A 15,828-nucleotide genomic window follows, 5' to 3' on the forward strand; every position below is an offset into this window, starting at 1 on the left:
CCCTCTTTTTAGTATAAATATTTAATGCATGAAATCTTTCTGTAAAAAACCTAGTGCTTTTGCTAAAGCCATTCCAAAATTCCTATCTGCTTGATAGAAATGACCAATCATGGTTTTTTGAATGTTTTTATCTGTTACAGCACTTAAATCGCCACTTAAGTTTTTAATTAAATTTTCTTGCTGTTGTTTAGATAGCGTTCTATAAAAATCCCCAGCTTGGGCAAAATCATTGGTTTTAGAGATTTTCTTTTGTGTAATAGTTACATTGCTAAGTGTAGTTTCTGATTGCTTGTATTGGGGATCTTCTGCTAAAGCCGCTTTTGAACTTGGTTGATAGTTCACATCCGGATTTTCAAATCTTTTATTTCCTGCACTGTTCCAACTATCAGAATTATAGTTGTTAGGTTCTTCTAAAGGCTTGTTGACTTCCAATTGTAAAAAATTAGGACCAAGACGATGTCTTTGTGTATCAAAATAAGAGAACAATCTACCTTGTAACAATTTATCCTCAGAAGGTTCTACACCTGGAATTAAAGCACCTGGAGAGAAAGCAATACTTTCTACCTGCTCAAAAAAGTTTACCGGGTTCTCATTTAAAGTCATGGTACCAATTTTAATTTTTTCAATTTTATCGGCTGGCCAGTCTTTAGTTGCATCTAAGGGCCAAAAGTCGAAAGAATGCATATCTTCTGGCTTAATTAACTGCACATACAAATCCCATTGAGGATAATTTTTATCGTCAATATCCTTTCTTAAGCTCATGGTAGCATGTTGCCAATCTTTCCCTTGTTGTTCAGCGGCTTCTTCAATAGTCAAGTTTTTTTCACCTTGTTTAGAAACCCACGAATATTTTACGTAAGTAACATCTCCTTCGGCATTTATCCATTTATAACCGTGCACACTGCTACCGTTCATGTATTGGTATCCTTTTGGAATACCTAAATCCGTATATAATCTTGTAAGCATATGTGTAGATTCTGGTACATGCGAAAAGAAATCGAAAAATCTGTTAGGATCCTGTTTATTGGTTACAGGCGAAGGTTTTAAAGAGTGTACCATGTCCGGGAATTTAATGGCGTCCCTGATAAAGAAAATTGGCAAATTGTTACCTACGATATCATAATTTCCCTGTTCCGTATAAAACTTAACGGCAAAACCTCTTGGGTCTCTTGCAGTTTCAGGAGAACCTTTTCCATGTATTACGGTAGAGAAACGAACGGCAAGGTCTGTCTTTTTGCCAACTTGTGAAAATAATACCGCTTTTGTGAACTCGGACATATCTTTAGTAGCTTCAAAATAACCCGACGCTCCTGCGCCTCTAGGATGTACCACTCGTTCTGGAATTCTTTCCCTATCAAACGCTGCCAGTTTTTCTACCAAATAAATATCCTCCAATAAAACGGGTCCATATTCACCTACGGTTTTGGAATTCTGATTATCGCCAACTGGAACACCACCATTTGTAGTTATTGTGTTGTTAGACTGGGCCAAACCTACACCTACCAAGGCTAGGGTGATAAGCGTCACTAATCTTTTTTTCATTCTTTATAGATTTATGTTATAATGATGAAGCAAAATTCAATTAGAAGCGCTTATCAATCAAATTAATACTCTATATACTTGTATTGCTAAAATTAATATGCCACCTAAATGACCTTGCAACAATTAGAATATGTGATTGCACTAGACGCTTATAGACATTTTGTTACGGCCGCAGAAAAGTGTTTTGTTACCCAACCTACCATAACCATACAGGTTAAAAAATTAGAGGATGAAATAGGATTTTTAATTTTTGACAAGAGTAAGTTCCCTCTAAAGCCTACCAGTTTAGGGGAAATGTTCATATTGAAGGCGAAGATGATATTGAAAGAAGCCCGTGAACTTAAAAATATGGTGAATATTGAGTTGAACAGTATTGAAGGAGAATTCCGTTTAGCTGTATTGCCCACAATTTCATCTTATTTGATCCCATTAATTTCCGGACCATTTTCAAAAAAATATCCCAACACAAGATTGTTGATTGAAGAAATGGAAAGTGACCAAATTATAAGGTCTTTACACAATAAGGAAATAGATATAGGTCTATTGGTAACACCATTGAACGATGCCCACCTAAGGGAAATAAAACTATACAATGAGCCTTTTGTGTTTTATGGGCAGCCTGGTTTTATAGATAAGGATAAGAACAAAATATCTGTTGAGGAAATAGAAGGGTTAACTAATTTATGGTTACTGGAGAAAGGACATTGTTTTAGAAATCAGGTTCTAAATATTTGTGGGCATACCAATACTAACGGAAACATTCAGTTTAAAAGCGGTTCTATTGAAGCTTTAAAGAAAATGGTAGATAATTATGGAGGATTTACATTAGTGCCTGAAATGGCCATTAGCACTAATGATAATGGCCATGTACTTCATTTTCAAAAACCTAAACCGGTTAGGGAAGTAAGTCTAGTTGTTCAACAAACTTTTTCAAAAGAGGTGTTATTAGATGCACTTAGACATGAGATTTTAGATAAAACTCCTAAAGAATTTGAAAAGAACCAACGCTTTATAAAGATTAATTGGCGTTAGGAACAACTAAACATACGCTCTAAAATTTTTATAAAACGTCAAACTGGCAACACAGTAGATTCCTCTGTTAATAGAAGTTCAACAATTTTAATTGTTCTAATAACCAATAGGAATTTCAACCCTGTTCATATCCCAAGCAATATACATTAGAGCAACACCTTGTTCTGAGTCTTCAAATTGAATGGAAAATTCTTCTACGGGTTGATCATTTTGTAAGACATGTGCATCAACTCTTAGAACATCATTTTTATCATCATAGCTATAGTGTCCCCATTGATCAACATCTCTATTAAATATAATGGTCCATATCTCTTCGGTAGGTATAGCATACATAGTATACGTTCCTTCCCTAAGTAATTTACCATCTATTTTAACATCTTGATAAACCTTTATCTCAGTTGCCTCATTAGCACCAAGTCGCCATATTTCATTGTATTTGACCATACCACCAAAAACTTGGCGACCTTTCTTTTGGGGTCTACTATAATCTATTTTTAGAATAGGGCTGTCAGGTAAATTTCGCTCTGGAGCAAATTTTATATCATGGGCAAAATGATCAGGTAAATACGCCCTGTCTAACGGACTTTTATCTAAGCCCCTAAAACTTTGGGCAAAACTAACTGAAGTAACTAGGCTAAGGCCGGCGATAAGTAGTGTAATTTTTTTCATCATAATTACATGTTTATAAAAATAGATTAGCATTTAAATTTAATGATAATTAAAATGAAAACTAGACTATTCGCTAGGTATCTACCTAAGAATCAACATTGCTTATAACATCAATCCCCCGGTCGCTTCAATACGTTGACCGTTGATCCAACCTGCATCTTCTGTGCACAAGAAGGCTACAATACCTCCTATGTCTTCAGGTTCACCAACCCGACCTAAAGCCGTATTACTACTAATTTTCTGACGTCTTTCCTCATTATCTTTATTTGCGCCACCACCAAAGTCTGTACCAACGGCACCAGGAGCCACTACATTTGCCCTTATTTTTTTTGAACTCAACTCTTTTGCCAAAAACCTTGTAAATACATCAATACCACCTTTCATACTTGCATACGCAGAAGAACCCGGTATGGTAACACGTACCAACCCAGAGGATATATTTATAATACCGCCACCATCATTTAATTGGTCTACGGCATGTTGGGTTAAAAAATAAACACCTTTTAAGTGAATGTTCATCATAGCATCAAAATCTGCTTCGGTGGTTTCTAAAAAAGGCTTGTAAATTCCCGTTCCGGCATTATTTATCAAATAATCAAATTTAGCTGAGCGATAATTTTCATTTAAGTACATGCTAATTCTCTTAAAGAAACTTGAGAAATTTGACGTATCGCTTGTATCCAATTGGAACGCAACAGCTTTTTGACCTAATTTTTCAATTTCTTTGACAACTGCTTCTGCCGCATCTTTTTTAGAGTGGTAGGTCAAAATTATATCTAATCCTTTTTCGGCGATCTTTAACGCAATATTCTTACCAATTCCACGGCTACCACCCGTAACCAAGGCAATTTTTGAAGATGATTTCATGATGTACAATGTCTATAATTTATGAAGTTTTTAGTGTAACTAAAATACAGATACCGTTTTTTCAATAGTACTTCAGCTACGTTATTTTTTTATTAAAGTTGATCTTTACTTAAGTTTTGGGGTCGCGTTTAAATAATTGAATTAGATCAAATACCAAAACACAGAAAACAACCCAGATAAAACCAGCAATGAATCCGCCCGCAATATCGGATGGAAAGTGCACCCCTAAATAAATTCGACTAATACCAATACTTAATATTACCGTTAACAATACTATCACCAATAAGTATTTAAACACTTTTTGAATGTCGAATTTGATCACCAAAAAAATGAGAAAGCCATAGAAAGCCATTGCACTCATGGCATGTCCGCTAGGATAACTTAAGGTTTCCACAGAGACCAAATGTTCTATTCCCGGTCTAGCTCTATCAATAAATCGTTTTAACATCATATTTGAAACTGTTGCCAATGCTAACACCAAAGTTGCCTGTACAATATATTTCCAACGTTTAAAGACCAAAAGGGAGACTAACAAAAAAATGGATAATACAATTAAATAGCCATAAGTATCGCCAACATTGGTCATAAATTTAAAGTAGTTGGTTAAGCTAGGTGTACGTCTAGAAACAATGTAATCCGTTATTGCAGTATCATAATTGGCAAGCATTTCGGTCTTTAATGTCTCTGTTAATTCTACAAATACATTTATGCCGCCTACAACTATAACAAGGGCAATAATTACAGTTATCACATAAGGTAACGTTGTATTGTATTGGTTGAGTTTATTTTCTAGAAATTCTCGTAGCGATTTTATAAATGTAAAAAGGGATTGTTTCATGAAACGATCTATTTAATTCGATGTAAACTTAGCCGATATGGGTCAATATCAGTGTTTCAAACAAATTGATAAATAACTCGTTTGAGTTAAACTCATTTTTTAAAGGGGTATGGGGTCATACAGATTTGGACGAGTATATCCTGAAACCTTATCTTTATGCGATAATAGAATTGTTAGAAATTATGAAATCACCCGATTGGAAAACTGCCATAGAATTTGATGATATTACTTATAAAAAATGTGACGGCGTAGCACGTATTGCTTTCAATAGGCCTAATGTACGCAATGCCTTTAGACCACATACCACAAGTGAACTTATAAAAGCATTTTATGATGCACAGGAAGATACATCTATAGGAGTGGTGCTACTTTCCGCGGAAGGTCCTTCAACTAAAGACGGAATATGGTCTTTTTGTAGCGGTGGCGACCAAAAGGCTAGGGGAGAGAAAGGATATGTTGGGCAAGATGGGCAGCACCGTTTGAATATTCTTGAAGTTCAACGAATGATTCGTTTTATGCCCAAAGTGGTGATCTGTGTTGTACCGGGTTGGGCCGTTGGTGGCGGACATAGCCTTCACGTAGTTTGTGATATGACCTTGGCCAGTAAAGAACATGCTATTTTTAAACAAACTGATGCTGATGTTACCAGCTTTGATGGTGGATACGGTTCTGCATATTTGGCAAAAATGGTGGGACAGAAAAAGGCACGTGAAATTTTCTTTTTAGGTAGAAACTATTCCGCACAAGATGCGTTTGACATGGGTATGGTCAATGCCGTTATACCTCATGATGAGTTAGAGGATACTGCTTTTCAATGGGCACAAGAAGTATTGGAGAAATCTCCAACTTCCATTAAAATGCTAAAGTTCTCCATGAACTTAACTGATGATGGTATGGTAGGCCAACAAGTATTTGCCGGTGAAGCAACAAGATTGGCTTATATGACCGAAGAAGCAAAAGAAGGTAGAAATGCATTTCTAGAAAAGCGTAAACCTGATTTTGGCAAGGATAATTGGCTACCGTAGGTTGGTTGTCCGTTGATGGTTGTCCGTTGATGGTTGTCCGTTGATGGTTGTCCGTTGATGGTTGTTTTAAAAAAGTTCATTTTTCCAAAAGAAAGAATGAACTTTTTTAGGCTAACGGCTAAAAGTGGTTGTTCAAACGCGAAGCGTTTAGCTATCATAAAGCAGTACTTAATACTCAGTACTTTTTACTTAATACTTTTTTCTGAACACTTAAAACTGATACTGCCAACGGAACACTTAAAAGAAAAACCATCCTAAACTAAAAAGAGTCCAACCCTTTGAAGATCAGACTCTTTTACGAGAACACTATATGAAAATGAAAAAATTTATTTCGTTTTTAACAACACTGTAAAGATATATATGTTCTTCAGTTCATAGAAACTATTGTTGTCATGTAAGAGCAATCTGTTGTGTGTTTCTTGAGAATTGTGGTGTTGCTTAAATTATTTAAAGCTAATGTGTATTATTGAATAGACCTTATGATTTCCTTTAACAATGTATTGAACTGTTCGTCAGATTGTTCTTCCAGTCCGGTACGCACTACAACTAAATCTTTAGAGGGTATTATGAATATGCGCTGACCTTGAAATCCGTTTACGGAGAACAGGTCTTTAGATATATCTGGATATTTTCCATTTGCATTCAACCAAAAATGTGCGCCGTAGACTCCATCAGAATTTACGGTAGGGGTAGAAACATAATCCACCCAAGATTCCGAGAAAATACGTTCCCCGTTCCAATCCCCTTTATTTAAATATAGTAGCCCAAACTTAGCCCAATCTCTGGTTGTTGCCCACGCATAGGATGATAGTATGTAATTACCCATTAAGTCTGTCTCTAACAACATTGAATTCATACCAATTTTATCGATCAATTCCTGATAAGGAAAATCTAGATATTCTTGGTGGGTTTCAAATTGTTCGCGCAATATCCCTGACAAAAGATTGGTGGTACCGGAAGAGTAGTTCCAAATTTCGGTCGGGGCCGCGATTACGTTTTTATTACGCTGTGCCAAAGTCATATCCGAATCTAAAAAAAGCATGCGGGTAACGTCTGATATTTTAAAATAATTTTCTTCCCAAGCCAAACCACTCTGCATGCGTAATAAATGATCTATAGTAATATTACTTTTCAGATTTTTCATACGAATCTCATTGCCAAATGGTTTATAATCCATCTTCATTTCCCCTTGATACTCTAAAATACCATAAAGTGTAGCTAATATACTTTTAGTCATAGACCACCCCAATATTTTGGTATCCTCCGTAAATCCTCTAATATAGCGTTCACCTATGATTTGGTTTTTATGAACCACCAATAGAGACCTTGTTCTTTGTTCAGGATCTTTAAAAGCATTTTCAAATGCGACCTCTAATTTATCATAATCAACATTCGCTAAAATGGTATCTTTTACACCGTTATTACCAAAAGGAAACGGTAGTGTATCTTTTACGAAAAACCTGTTGGGGATGATATCAAAATTATGCTTCTCATATTCATCATTGGTCAAGACGACACCTAAACCCTCCTTGAAAACCGCTTTTCTTGGCATAAGTCCATAAACACTTGCCGTAGCGGAATTATCCTCAGTGTAAACCTCACAATCAGATAACTTGATCAAAGGCATTTCGTGATCGTTTAATATTACATCCACGGGTTCTCTATCCGCAATAAATACACTGGATGCCATACTTTTTGATGCGTAACCGGAAATGAGGTTCAGCTTTGGGTAATTAAAATAAATTGCGGCAATAATGCCTACCAAGGCAATTCCTAAAAGTAATTTTAACTTTCTCATTATTGTTTGATGGTTTTTATCTGATTGAAAATCAGAATTCTTAAATGGCAACTTACAATTTTTGCCAAGTTTTATCTGCAGATAACCTAAAACTTCCTAAATAGTCAAAACTGCATTCTTGGGGCAAAATCAATGATAGAAAGGTACTCTGGTCTTTAGCACGGTACAAGTGATACTCCTTACCTACAATGGGTTCAAAACTAAACTTAGCATTGTAGACCAAATTGTTATATTCAAAATCGGTCATTAATTTATCATAAGCTTTCTGCAAAGCTTCATACTGTGCTTTAAATTGGTTATTAGCACCTACAATATGGGTGTTTTTCCATGAAGTAACATCGGGTGGTGTAATTCTTGGGGCCGCTACACCACTTGCAAATGGCAGTAGTTTTCCATGATATTCTTGAGCATCTTCATCAAAGACGACATTATCCGGTTTTTTTTCTTTTTTCATATCAACAAATTTAAAGAAAAGCATTCATGTATATTGCAAGGTTTTATGGGTATAGGTATCTTCCATATTCTATTAAAGTCACTATTCGAAATCATTATAATTGATGAATTTAAAATTATGTTTTTACTGTATTTTATTTATGGTCTTTATTTCATGCAATACAGAGAAACCTTCAAGGGAGGAAGCCCTTTTTACTGGTTATTGTGCTAGTTGTCATATTGCTCCAGATATACAATCTTTACCCAAAGATATCTGGAAAAATGAAGTGTTACCCGAAATGGGAGCCAGAATGGGCATATTCACCAAAGGAAAACACCCTTATTACAAGTTGCCTTTTCATGAACAAATTGCTGTAATCAAAACTGGCGTTTACCCTTCAAAACCTTTAATTCCGTTAGAAGACTGGAAACTACTAAAGGAATATATAATTGAATTGGCTCCAGATAGTCTTCTAAGTAATGTTCATAAAACTGAAAGTAAACCACTAGTTACATTCACGGCTTTCCCTATAAGTTTAGATAGCGTAAAGGGCAGTATGATTACATATTTGGATATCGATAGTAAAAAAAACAGAATAATTACAGGTAGCCGTCAAGGAGAATTAAATACATATGATTTAAATACCAAGACCTTTCAGCTTTTAGGAGATTTCGATTCCGCAATAATCAATGCCAGAATTTTAAATGATAGTGTGTATGTCACTAGTATGGGGAAAATGGACCCCAATGAAATACCACGTGGCGCAGCTGTTTTAAGAAAAGGCAATGAAACAGCGGTATTACAGGATTCTCTCCATAGACCAGTACACACCCTATATTTAGACCTTGATAAAAATGGTACTGAGGAAATTGTTATAAGCGAGTTTGGAGACTTAAAGGGAAAATTAACCTTGTTGAAGAAAAATGATTTTGGGTTTTACGAAGAACAAGTGCTATTAGGTTTGCCAGGTGCGTTAAGGGTAATACCTAAAGATATGAACAACGATGGCAAAGAGGATTTGGTAGTGTTGTTTGCACAAGGTGATGAATCGGTCTATATATTATACCAACAAGAAAATTTAAAATTCGAAGCTGAAAAGGTACTACGGTTTAGTCCGGTCTATGGATCTAGCTGGATGGAGCTTATTGATTATAATAAAGACGGATTTGAGGATATCATCACCGTAAATGGAGACAATGCAGACAAATCTTTTGTAAACAAACCATATCACGGTATGCGAATTCATATAAATGATGGGCAGAACAACTTTAAAGAATCATATTTTCATCCATTAAACGGTGCTACAAGGGTTATTGCCAATGATTTTGATCAAGACGGGGACATTGATTTCGCTTTGTTGGCTACTTTCCCCGATTTTGATAATCACCCTGATTATAATTTCATATATCTGGAAAATAAGGAAAGTACTTCCTATACGTTTTCCCAAGAGCATTTAACCGACACCAAATTAGGAAGGTGGTTTTTAATGGATGCCGAAGATATTGATGATGATGGAGATATTGACATCGTACTTAGTGCCCTTAGTTTTTCATTTACACCAGCCCCGGAATACTTAGAAGAAGCATGGAAAGAAAGTTATACGGATCTACTAATTTTAAAAAATAAGCTACATTAGTAACTATGTTGAAAAGAGGGGTCGTTTTATTTTTTGCCATTTTGGTGCTAAGTTGTCAAGAAGAAGTGGTAATAGATAAATACGATTGGGTGCCTATGGAAGTTACGGCAACGGCCTATAATTCAATACCCAACCAAACATCATACGAACACCCTGCAATAACGGCATGGGGCGACTCCATAAAACCAGGAAAAAAATGGATAGCCGTCTCTAGAGATCTTTTAAAAAAAGGGCTTTCTTATAATACTCTGGTAAAGATAGATACCTTTGAAGGCATTTATATTGTAAAAGATAAAATGCATTCTAGATGGCGTAACCGTATAGATATTTATATGGGTGAAAATATTGAAAAAGCCAAGGAGTGGGGAAGAAGAAAAATTACTATATCATACGCTGTTGAAAAGGACAGCACGGAAAGCATCATTAAATGAAAAAGTATCTTTTTTACATCGTTTTAATAGGTTTATTTTCATGTTCTTCATCTAAAACTATTGTAGAACGACCAATTACTTTTAATGAGGAAAGGAAGGTGTTAACCTTGGAATACTTGCAAAACAGATACGGATTAGAGCAAGATTCCCCTGAGATCGACCCTAAAATGATCGTATTGCATTGGACGGTTATTCCAACATTTGAAAAGTCTTTTGCTGCTTTTGATCCCGTATCATTACCTAATTGGAGACCTGATATTAAAAATGTGAGCGGTTTAAATGTATCTTCACAGTTTATGATAGATAGGGATGGCACCATATATCAATTAATGCCAGAAACAACCATGGCACGCCATGTAATTGGGTTAAACCATTGTGCTATTGGAGTTGAGAACGTTGGTGGTACAGATGATTTGCCCCTGACCAAAGCACAGCTAAAGTCTAACATTTGGCTTGTTAGATACTTAAAGGGTAAATATGACATTGACTATCTAATTGGTCATTATGAGTATACGCTCTTTGAAAATCATCCGCTATGGTTAGAACAAGATGAAGGATATAGAACTAAAAAGACCGATCCTGGTAAAGCCTTCATGAACGATGTTAGAAAAGCTGTCAAAGATTTGAACTTTAAAAAATTACCTACTAATCATAATTAATATAATTATAGAATGAAACACCTATTATTAGCCGCATTGTTTTTATGCTCTTGTTCGGTCATTTGCCAAACCGACAACATTACCTCCCAATTGTATGATACCTATGAGAATTACAAAGAAGGTTCTATTGGAAAGAGACGCATTAAACGAGCAGATATTCAACCATTGATAGACAATTTTACGGTAAACGATAAATTTAAGGTTCAAACCGTAGGAAAGTCGATCGGCGGAAAAAAGTTAAGTTTAATTAGTATTGGCTCTGGGGAAACCAATGTATTTCTTTGGTCTCAAATGCATGGTGACGAACCTACAGCGACACAGGCTATATTTGATATTCTGAATTTTTTTGACAGTGCAGATTTCAAAAAAGAAAAAGAGGCGATTCTCTCTAATTTAACCATTCATTTTTTACCCATGCTGAACCCAGATGGGGCAGAACTTTTTCAAAGACGTAATCTTTTGGGTATAGATATCAATAGAGATGCCCTACGATTGCAATCGCCCGAATCTAAAACCTTAAAAAGGGTGAGAGACAGTTTAAATGCCGATTTCGGATTCAACCTACATGATCAAAGCACGTACTATAATGCGGAACGAACAGAAAAGCCTGCTACCATTTCTTATTTAGCACCGGCTTATAATTATGAAAAGGATATTAATGAAACCCGTGGCAATGCCATGAAAATTATTGTATTCATGAATAATATTCTTCAAAAGTATGCCCCGGGACAAGTAGGCAGATATAATGATGATTTTGAGCCACGTGCTTTTGGAGATAATATTCAAAAATGGGGGACAAGTACCATTTTAATAGAGTCTGGCGGTTACCCCAATGATATTGAAAAACAGGAAATTAGGAAGCTAAATTACACTTCAATTTTATCGGCCATATATACGATTGCAAAAAAATCTTACGAAACCATTGCCATTGAGAAATATGAGGAAATTCCCGAAAATGACAGAAAGTTGTTTGATCTTAAAATAACAGGAGCAAGTTATAACCTAATGGGTAATACCTACGTTTTGGACCTAGGTATCAATCAAATTGAAGTAGATTACCCGGATCACAATTCATTTTGGTATAGTAGCAGAATATTAGACCAAGGTGATCTTTCTACATATTATGGTTATGAAACCTTAGATGCTGCTGGGTATACCATAAAACAAGCAAAAGTATATCCAAGGACTTTAAATTCTATTGAAGATGTAAAGGCTTTGAATTTCAATGATATTTTAAAACAGGGATTTGGTTATGTGCGTTTATCAACGTTTCCTGCAAAGCGCATTAATTCGCCATTTCCAGTGCACTTGATTGGTGCAAAATACAATGTTCCTGAATTGAACTTATCACCCGGAATAAATCCTACGTTCTTTTTGGAAAAAAATGGAGTTACGGAATATGCGGTCATTAACGGATTTTTGGTCAACTTAAAAAAGACCGATATCAATGTACCCAATAGTATGATTTTTAGATAAAGGTCATACCATTAATGGAATAAAAAAAGGGAAGCATTTGCTTCCCTTTTTTACATATATAGATTTTGTGCTTTACATAGCATCTTCTGCATCTAAAAGTGCAAAAAACTTATCTAAGTTTGGCAAAATAACAATCTTAGTTCTTCTGTTCATTGCCATGTGCTCTTTAGTATCGTTCTCTACCAATGGTAAGTAGCTACTTCTACCAGAAGCAATTAATTGAGAAGGATCTACGTCATATTCTTTCTGTAATTTACGTACGATTGAAGTTGCACGCTTTACACTTAAATCCCAGTTATCTGTAACCATAGGAGTGTTAATGGTTCTAGAATCTGTATGACCTTCTACCATAACTTCCATACTTGGCTCTGACTTAATAACATCCGCCAATTTTTTAAGAATATTGTCAGCTTTGTTACTTACTCTATAACTAGCTGTATTGAACAATAACTCATCAGAAATATTGATCATAACCACAGTTTTATCAATACTAACATCAATATCTTCTCCCTCTTCAGAGATAGACTGCTTTAATTTGTAAGAAACAGCTAAGTTCATTGAATCTTGTAATGTTTTAGCACCAGCTAATTTTGCAGGGTCAACATTTTTCAATGTATTTCTCATTTTAGCCTTTGTGTTGTTGCTCATTACAGCTACATCGTCCACACTTGTGAACTGGCTATCGTTCATTTCCTTTAAAGAGTTTATTTTATTATTGTACTCTTCAACACGAGCTTCAATACGTGTCATTTGAGCTTGCAACTCTTCTTTTTCTACTTGTGTTTTCTGTAGGGTACTTTGGGTTTGAGATAAGTTATCTTCTAATGCAACATATTTCTTTTTTGAAACACATGAAGTTAAAAGCGCTACAGATACTATAGTAACTAAGGATAATCTTTTCATTTTGTTCTTTTTAATTAATATTAGTTTAATCGTTTTTATATACGGCTTAAACAGAATTACGGATGTTTAAATTTTTAACTCAATCCGTTTTTCCCTGTAAAACACGTCTACAACAAAATGATTATCAATATGTTGTTCATTTCGGTTAAGAGCAAAAAAAAGAAGCATTTACATGCTTCTTTTTACTTTTTGTAGGTGTTATATCTATTCGCAACCTCCGGTAAATCCGTTTGCACTAAACTTGGTTTGTACCGCTCCCTGTCTAGATCCTGTATTGATCTGTATAGCTAAGTTATTTTCACCGCTACCATCTCTTTTAGGGCTACAATATTCGAATAAATAGAAACTATTGGCTCTTTCAGAAACCTTTTCGGAGATATCTCTAAATGTTGTTTCCAGCTCATCTTTATTGGTAGCAAAAACACTAGCCGTTTTACCAACAGCTGTTAGAACTTCAGTGTCAATTTCAGCACCAAGCCCAATACTAAAGAATGAAATATTCGCATTTGCCTCATTAACTTTTTTCAGGGCAGCACTTTCTGTATAACGTGATGCTTGATCGGTACCATCAGTAAATATCACAACTGATGCAGCTCCGATTTTACCATCAGCCGTAGAAACCTTTACTAAGTCCGATGCAATATCGGTCGATTTGATAACGGCTCCATATAAGTCTGTAGAAGGGTCATTACTGATATCATCTGTTATACCCTCAATGGCATCTTTTAATTCAGTTTTTGAAGGAGTAAGCTCATTTAATAAATGTAATTCATCCTCACCATCAAACCAGTAGATAGCCATTTTTACAGATTCTTGTGTAGTGGCAGGCATTACAGCGTCAACAAAACTAGTTGAAGCTAATTTTAGCTCTTCTAGACTACTGCTCAATACACTATTACTTAAATCAAGTACCAATAAGGTATTGTTCGAGAAAATTTGTGAATTTGGAGAAATACGTGCCGATGATTCTGACGTTGAAATGGTATTAAAACAATCATCATTTCTACCTTGCTCATAAATAGTGAACTGGTCTGCCGTTAACCCAGGTACTGGGTTTCCATTGGTATCGGATACTTTAAAAAATACTGAAACTTTACCTGGCAATGTGGTATATTGATCTTGTATGGATAATACGAGCTCACCTTCTTCCAAACCTAAACATTCATCAACTTCCGTTCCTTCTCCCAGTCCGTCTCCAGTGTTCAAAATCATGCTTACATCATCATCTGCGTTACCACAAGAAACAAGTAGGGTAACCATAAAAAACACACTAAAGGTTTTTAAAAAATTTTTCATATTCAATTATTACGGGTTCAACTAGCAGAACGCACAAAGTTTATTTAAATTATAGCGAATAATAAAATTAATGTTAAAGATTGTTAAAGCTAACCTACTTAAAGCCTTTAAATTCTACAAGACCTATATTTTGTTAGGCTTAAGCACATAACGCTTCATAATATAAATTATAATTTCACTACATTAGAAGATGTAAAATGCACTGAATGACCCACGAGTTCAAAAGGATATTTAACGAGTATAGACAAGCCAAAGCTTCTGGTTTAAAATGTGTTTTGGCCACAGTAGTAGATTTAGACGGTTCTTCTTATCGTAGACCCGGTGTTCGTATGCTTATACGCGAAGACCATGTTATGATCGGTGCGGTAAGTGGTGGTTGTGTTGAGAAAGAAGTGTTGTTTCAGGCACAATCGGTATTTAAAAACAATTGTGCAAAACTAATGACGTATGATGGCAGGTATAGATTAGGCTGTGAAGGAATACTTTATTTGTTGTTGGAACCATTTGAGCCAAACGAAACTTGTTTGCATGCATTTGACCAGGTAATCAAGGATAGAAAATCATTTCAATTAGTTACATCTTACAAAAGAACTTATGGAGAACTTAAAGGATACGGTACTTTTATCACCATAAATGCTACTAATTATGCATTTAACATGCTAACCGAAAGGCAAACAGAAGCGCTGCATTTTTCTCAGGTTATGGCTCCTTGCCAACGACTTTTGTTAATTGGTGGTGAACATGACGCCGTTAAGCTTTCCCAATTTGGTTTAGGCATGGGCTGGGAGGTAAGTGTTGCCGTTACCCCTAAAGAAGATAAAACCATAGAGGATTTTCCAGGTATTGATTCCATATTAATCTATGAACCAGAGGATTTTCCAGTAGATATCATAGATAGCAATACTGCCGTATTACTAATGACCCATAGCTATGTAAAAGATTTGAAATACCTAATATCTTTAAAAAACTGTAATCCTGCGTATTTGGGAGTATTGGGACCGGCAAGGCGAAGAGAAAATCTATTATCGGAATTATTGGAACATGACATGGATATCGACATCAGTTTTGTTGAACGTATTCATGGTCCTGCAGGGTTGAATATAGGTGCCGAAACACCACAGGAAATAGCAATATCGATTTTAGCGGAAATTTTAACGGTAATCAGAAAAACCGAACCTATGATGCTAAAAGATAAGTTGAAAGAAATTCATCATTAACATGGC

At 35.4% G+C, this 15,828-nt stretch carries 15 protein-coding genes; 7 read left to right on the forward strand and 8 right to left on the reverse strand.

Features of this window, described 5'->3' with window-relative positions; genetic code table 11:
* Window positions 1-21 precede the first annotated feature (21 nt).
* Entirely contained in the window at window positions 22-1,542 is a 1,521-nt protein-coding gene (locus I600_RS01230; protein ID WP_058102698.1) for a catalase, read from the reverse strand.
* A gap of 108 nt (window positions 1,543-1,650) precedes the next feature.
* On the opposite strand from I600_RS01230, the gene I600_RS01235 reads away from it, so the two are divergent.
* On the forward strand, window positions 1,651-2,574 hold the full coding sequence (locus tag I600_RS01235; RefSeq protein WP_058102699.1) for a hydrogen peroxide-inducible genes activator: 924 nt from the start codon (window positions 1,651-1,653) through the stop codon (window positions 2,572-2,574).
* 96 nt (window positions 2,575-2,670) lie between these two features.
* On the opposite strand, the gene I600_RS01240 is transcribed toward I600_RS01235, so the two are convergent.
* From I600_RS01240 to I600_RS01250, 3 genes are all read right to left on the reverse strand, one after another.
* The gene (locus I600_RS01240; protein ID WP_209439176.1) at window positions 2,671-3,246 is read right to left on the reverse strand and encodes a DUF2911 domain-containing protein; all 576 of its coding nucleotides are present in this window, start codon (window positions 3,244-3,246) and stop codon (window positions 2,671-2,673) included.
* 99 nt (window positions 3,247-3,345) lie between these two features.
* Window positions 3,346-4,110, reverse strand: a complete 765-nt coding sequence (locus tag I600_RS01245; protein ID WP_058102700.1) for an SDR family NAD(P)-dependent oxidoreductase — start codon at window positions 4,108-4,110, stop codon at window positions 3,346-3,348.
* A 109-nt stretch (window positions 4,111-4,219) separates the two neighbouring features.
* The gene (locus tag I600_RS01250; protein ID WP_058102701.1) at window positions 4,220-4,948 is read right to left on the reverse strand and encodes a phosphatase PAP2 family protein; all 729 of its coding nucleotides are present in this window, start codon (window positions 4,946-4,948) and stop codon (window positions 4,220-4,222) included.
* A 182-nt stretch (window positions 4,949-5,130) separates the two neighbouring features.
* Between I600_RS01250 and I600_RS01255 the strand changes: the two genes are divergently transcribed.
* Window positions 5,131-5,973, forward strand: coding sequence for a 1,4-dihydroxy-2-naphthoyl-CoA synthase (locus I600_RS01255; RefSeq protein WP_058102702.1), 843 nt, complete (start codon window positions 5,131-5,133; stop codon window positions 5,971-5,973).
* Between the two features lie 463 nt (window positions 5,974-6,436).
* Here the strand turns inward: I600_RS01255 and I600_RS01260 are convergent, their stop codons facing one another.
* Together I600_RS01260 and I600_RS01265 are read right to left on the reverse strand one after the other, a co-directional pair.
* The gene (locus I600_RS01260) at window positions 6,437-7,771 is read right to left on the reverse strand and encodes a serine hydrolase domain-containing protein (protein WP_058102703.1); all 1,335 of its coding nucleotides are present in this window, start codon (window positions 7,769-7,771) and stop codon (window positions 6,437-6,439) included.
* Window positions 7,772-7,823: 52 nt separating this feature from the next.
* A complete protein-coding gene (locus I600_RS01265; protein ID WP_058104232.1) occupies window positions 7,824-8,225 on the reverse strand; it encodes a DUF2452 domain-containing protein in 402 nt (133 codons plus the stop codon).
* 103 nt (window positions 8,226-8,328) lie between these two features.
* On the opposite strand from I600_RS01265, the gene I600_RS01270 reads away from it, so the two are divergent.
* Genes I600_RS01270 through I600_RS01285 form a run of 4 tightly spaced genes read left to right on the forward strand, consistent with a single transcriptional unit; the run spans window position 8,329 to window position 12,406 of the window.
* A complete protein-coding gene (locus tag I600_RS01270) occupies window positions 8,329-9,840 on the forward strand; it encodes an FG-GAP repeat domain-containing protein (RefSeq protein ID WP_082642864.1) in 1,512 nt (503 codons plus the stop codon).
* 5 nt (window positions 9,841-9,845) lie between these two features.
* Window positions 9,846-10,271, forward strand: a complete 426-nt coding sequence (locus tag I600_RS01275; RefSeq protein ID WP_058102705.1) for a 3D domain-containing protein — start codon at window positions 9,846-9,848, stop codon at window positions 10,269-10,271.
* A complete protein-coding gene (locus I600_RS01280) occupies window positions 10,268-10,930 on the forward strand; it encodes an N-acetylmuramoyl-L-alanine amidase (RefSeq protein ID WP_058102706.1) in 663 nt (220 codons plus the stop codon). Before I600_RS01275 ends, I600_RS01280 begins: the two co-directional genes overlap by 4 nt.
* A gap of 12 nt (window positions 10,931-10,942) precedes the next feature.
* Window positions 10,943-12,406: a M14 family metallopeptidase gene (locus I600_RS01285; protein ID WP_058102707.1), complete on the forward strand. Its 1,464-nt coding sequence runs from the start codon at window positions 10,943-10,945 to the stop codon at window positions 12,404-12,406.
* Window positions 12,407-12,478: 72 nt separating this feature from the next.
* Here I600_RS01285 and I600_RS01290 read toward each other — a convergent pair whose 3' ends face one another.
* Window positions 12,479-13,309 carry an OmpA/MotB family protein gene (locus I600_RS01290; RefSeq protein ID WP_058102708.1) on the reverse strand — a complete coding sequence of 277 codons (831 nt, stop codon included), beginning with the start codon at window positions 13,307-13,309 and terminating at the stop codon, window positions 12,479-12,481.
* A gap of 204 nt (window positions 13,310-13,513) precedes the next feature.
* Window positions 13,514-14,605: a vWA domain-containing protein gene (locus I600_RS01295; RefSeq protein ID WP_058102709.1), complete on the reverse strand. Its 1,092-nt coding sequence runs from the start codon at window positions 14,603-14,605 to the stop codon at window positions 13,514-13,516.
* A 206-nt stretch (window positions 14,606-14,811) separates the two neighbouring features.
* Between I600_RS01295 and I600_RS01300 the strand changes: the two genes are divergently transcribed.
* The gene (locus I600_RS01300) at window positions 14,812-15,822 is read left to right on the forward strand and encodes an XdhC family protein (RefSeq protein WP_058102710.1); all 1,011 of its coding nucleotides are present in this window, start codon (window positions 14,812-14,814) and stop codon (window positions 15,820-15,822) included.
* Window positions 15,823-15,828 lie beyond the last annotated feature (6 nt).

The sequence above is a fragment of the Maribacter dokdonensis DSW-8 genome (genome assembly GCF_001447995.1).
Classification (GTDB): Bacteria; Bacteroidota; Bacteroidia; order Flavobacteriales; family Flavobacteriaceae; genus Maribacter; species Maribacter dokdonensis.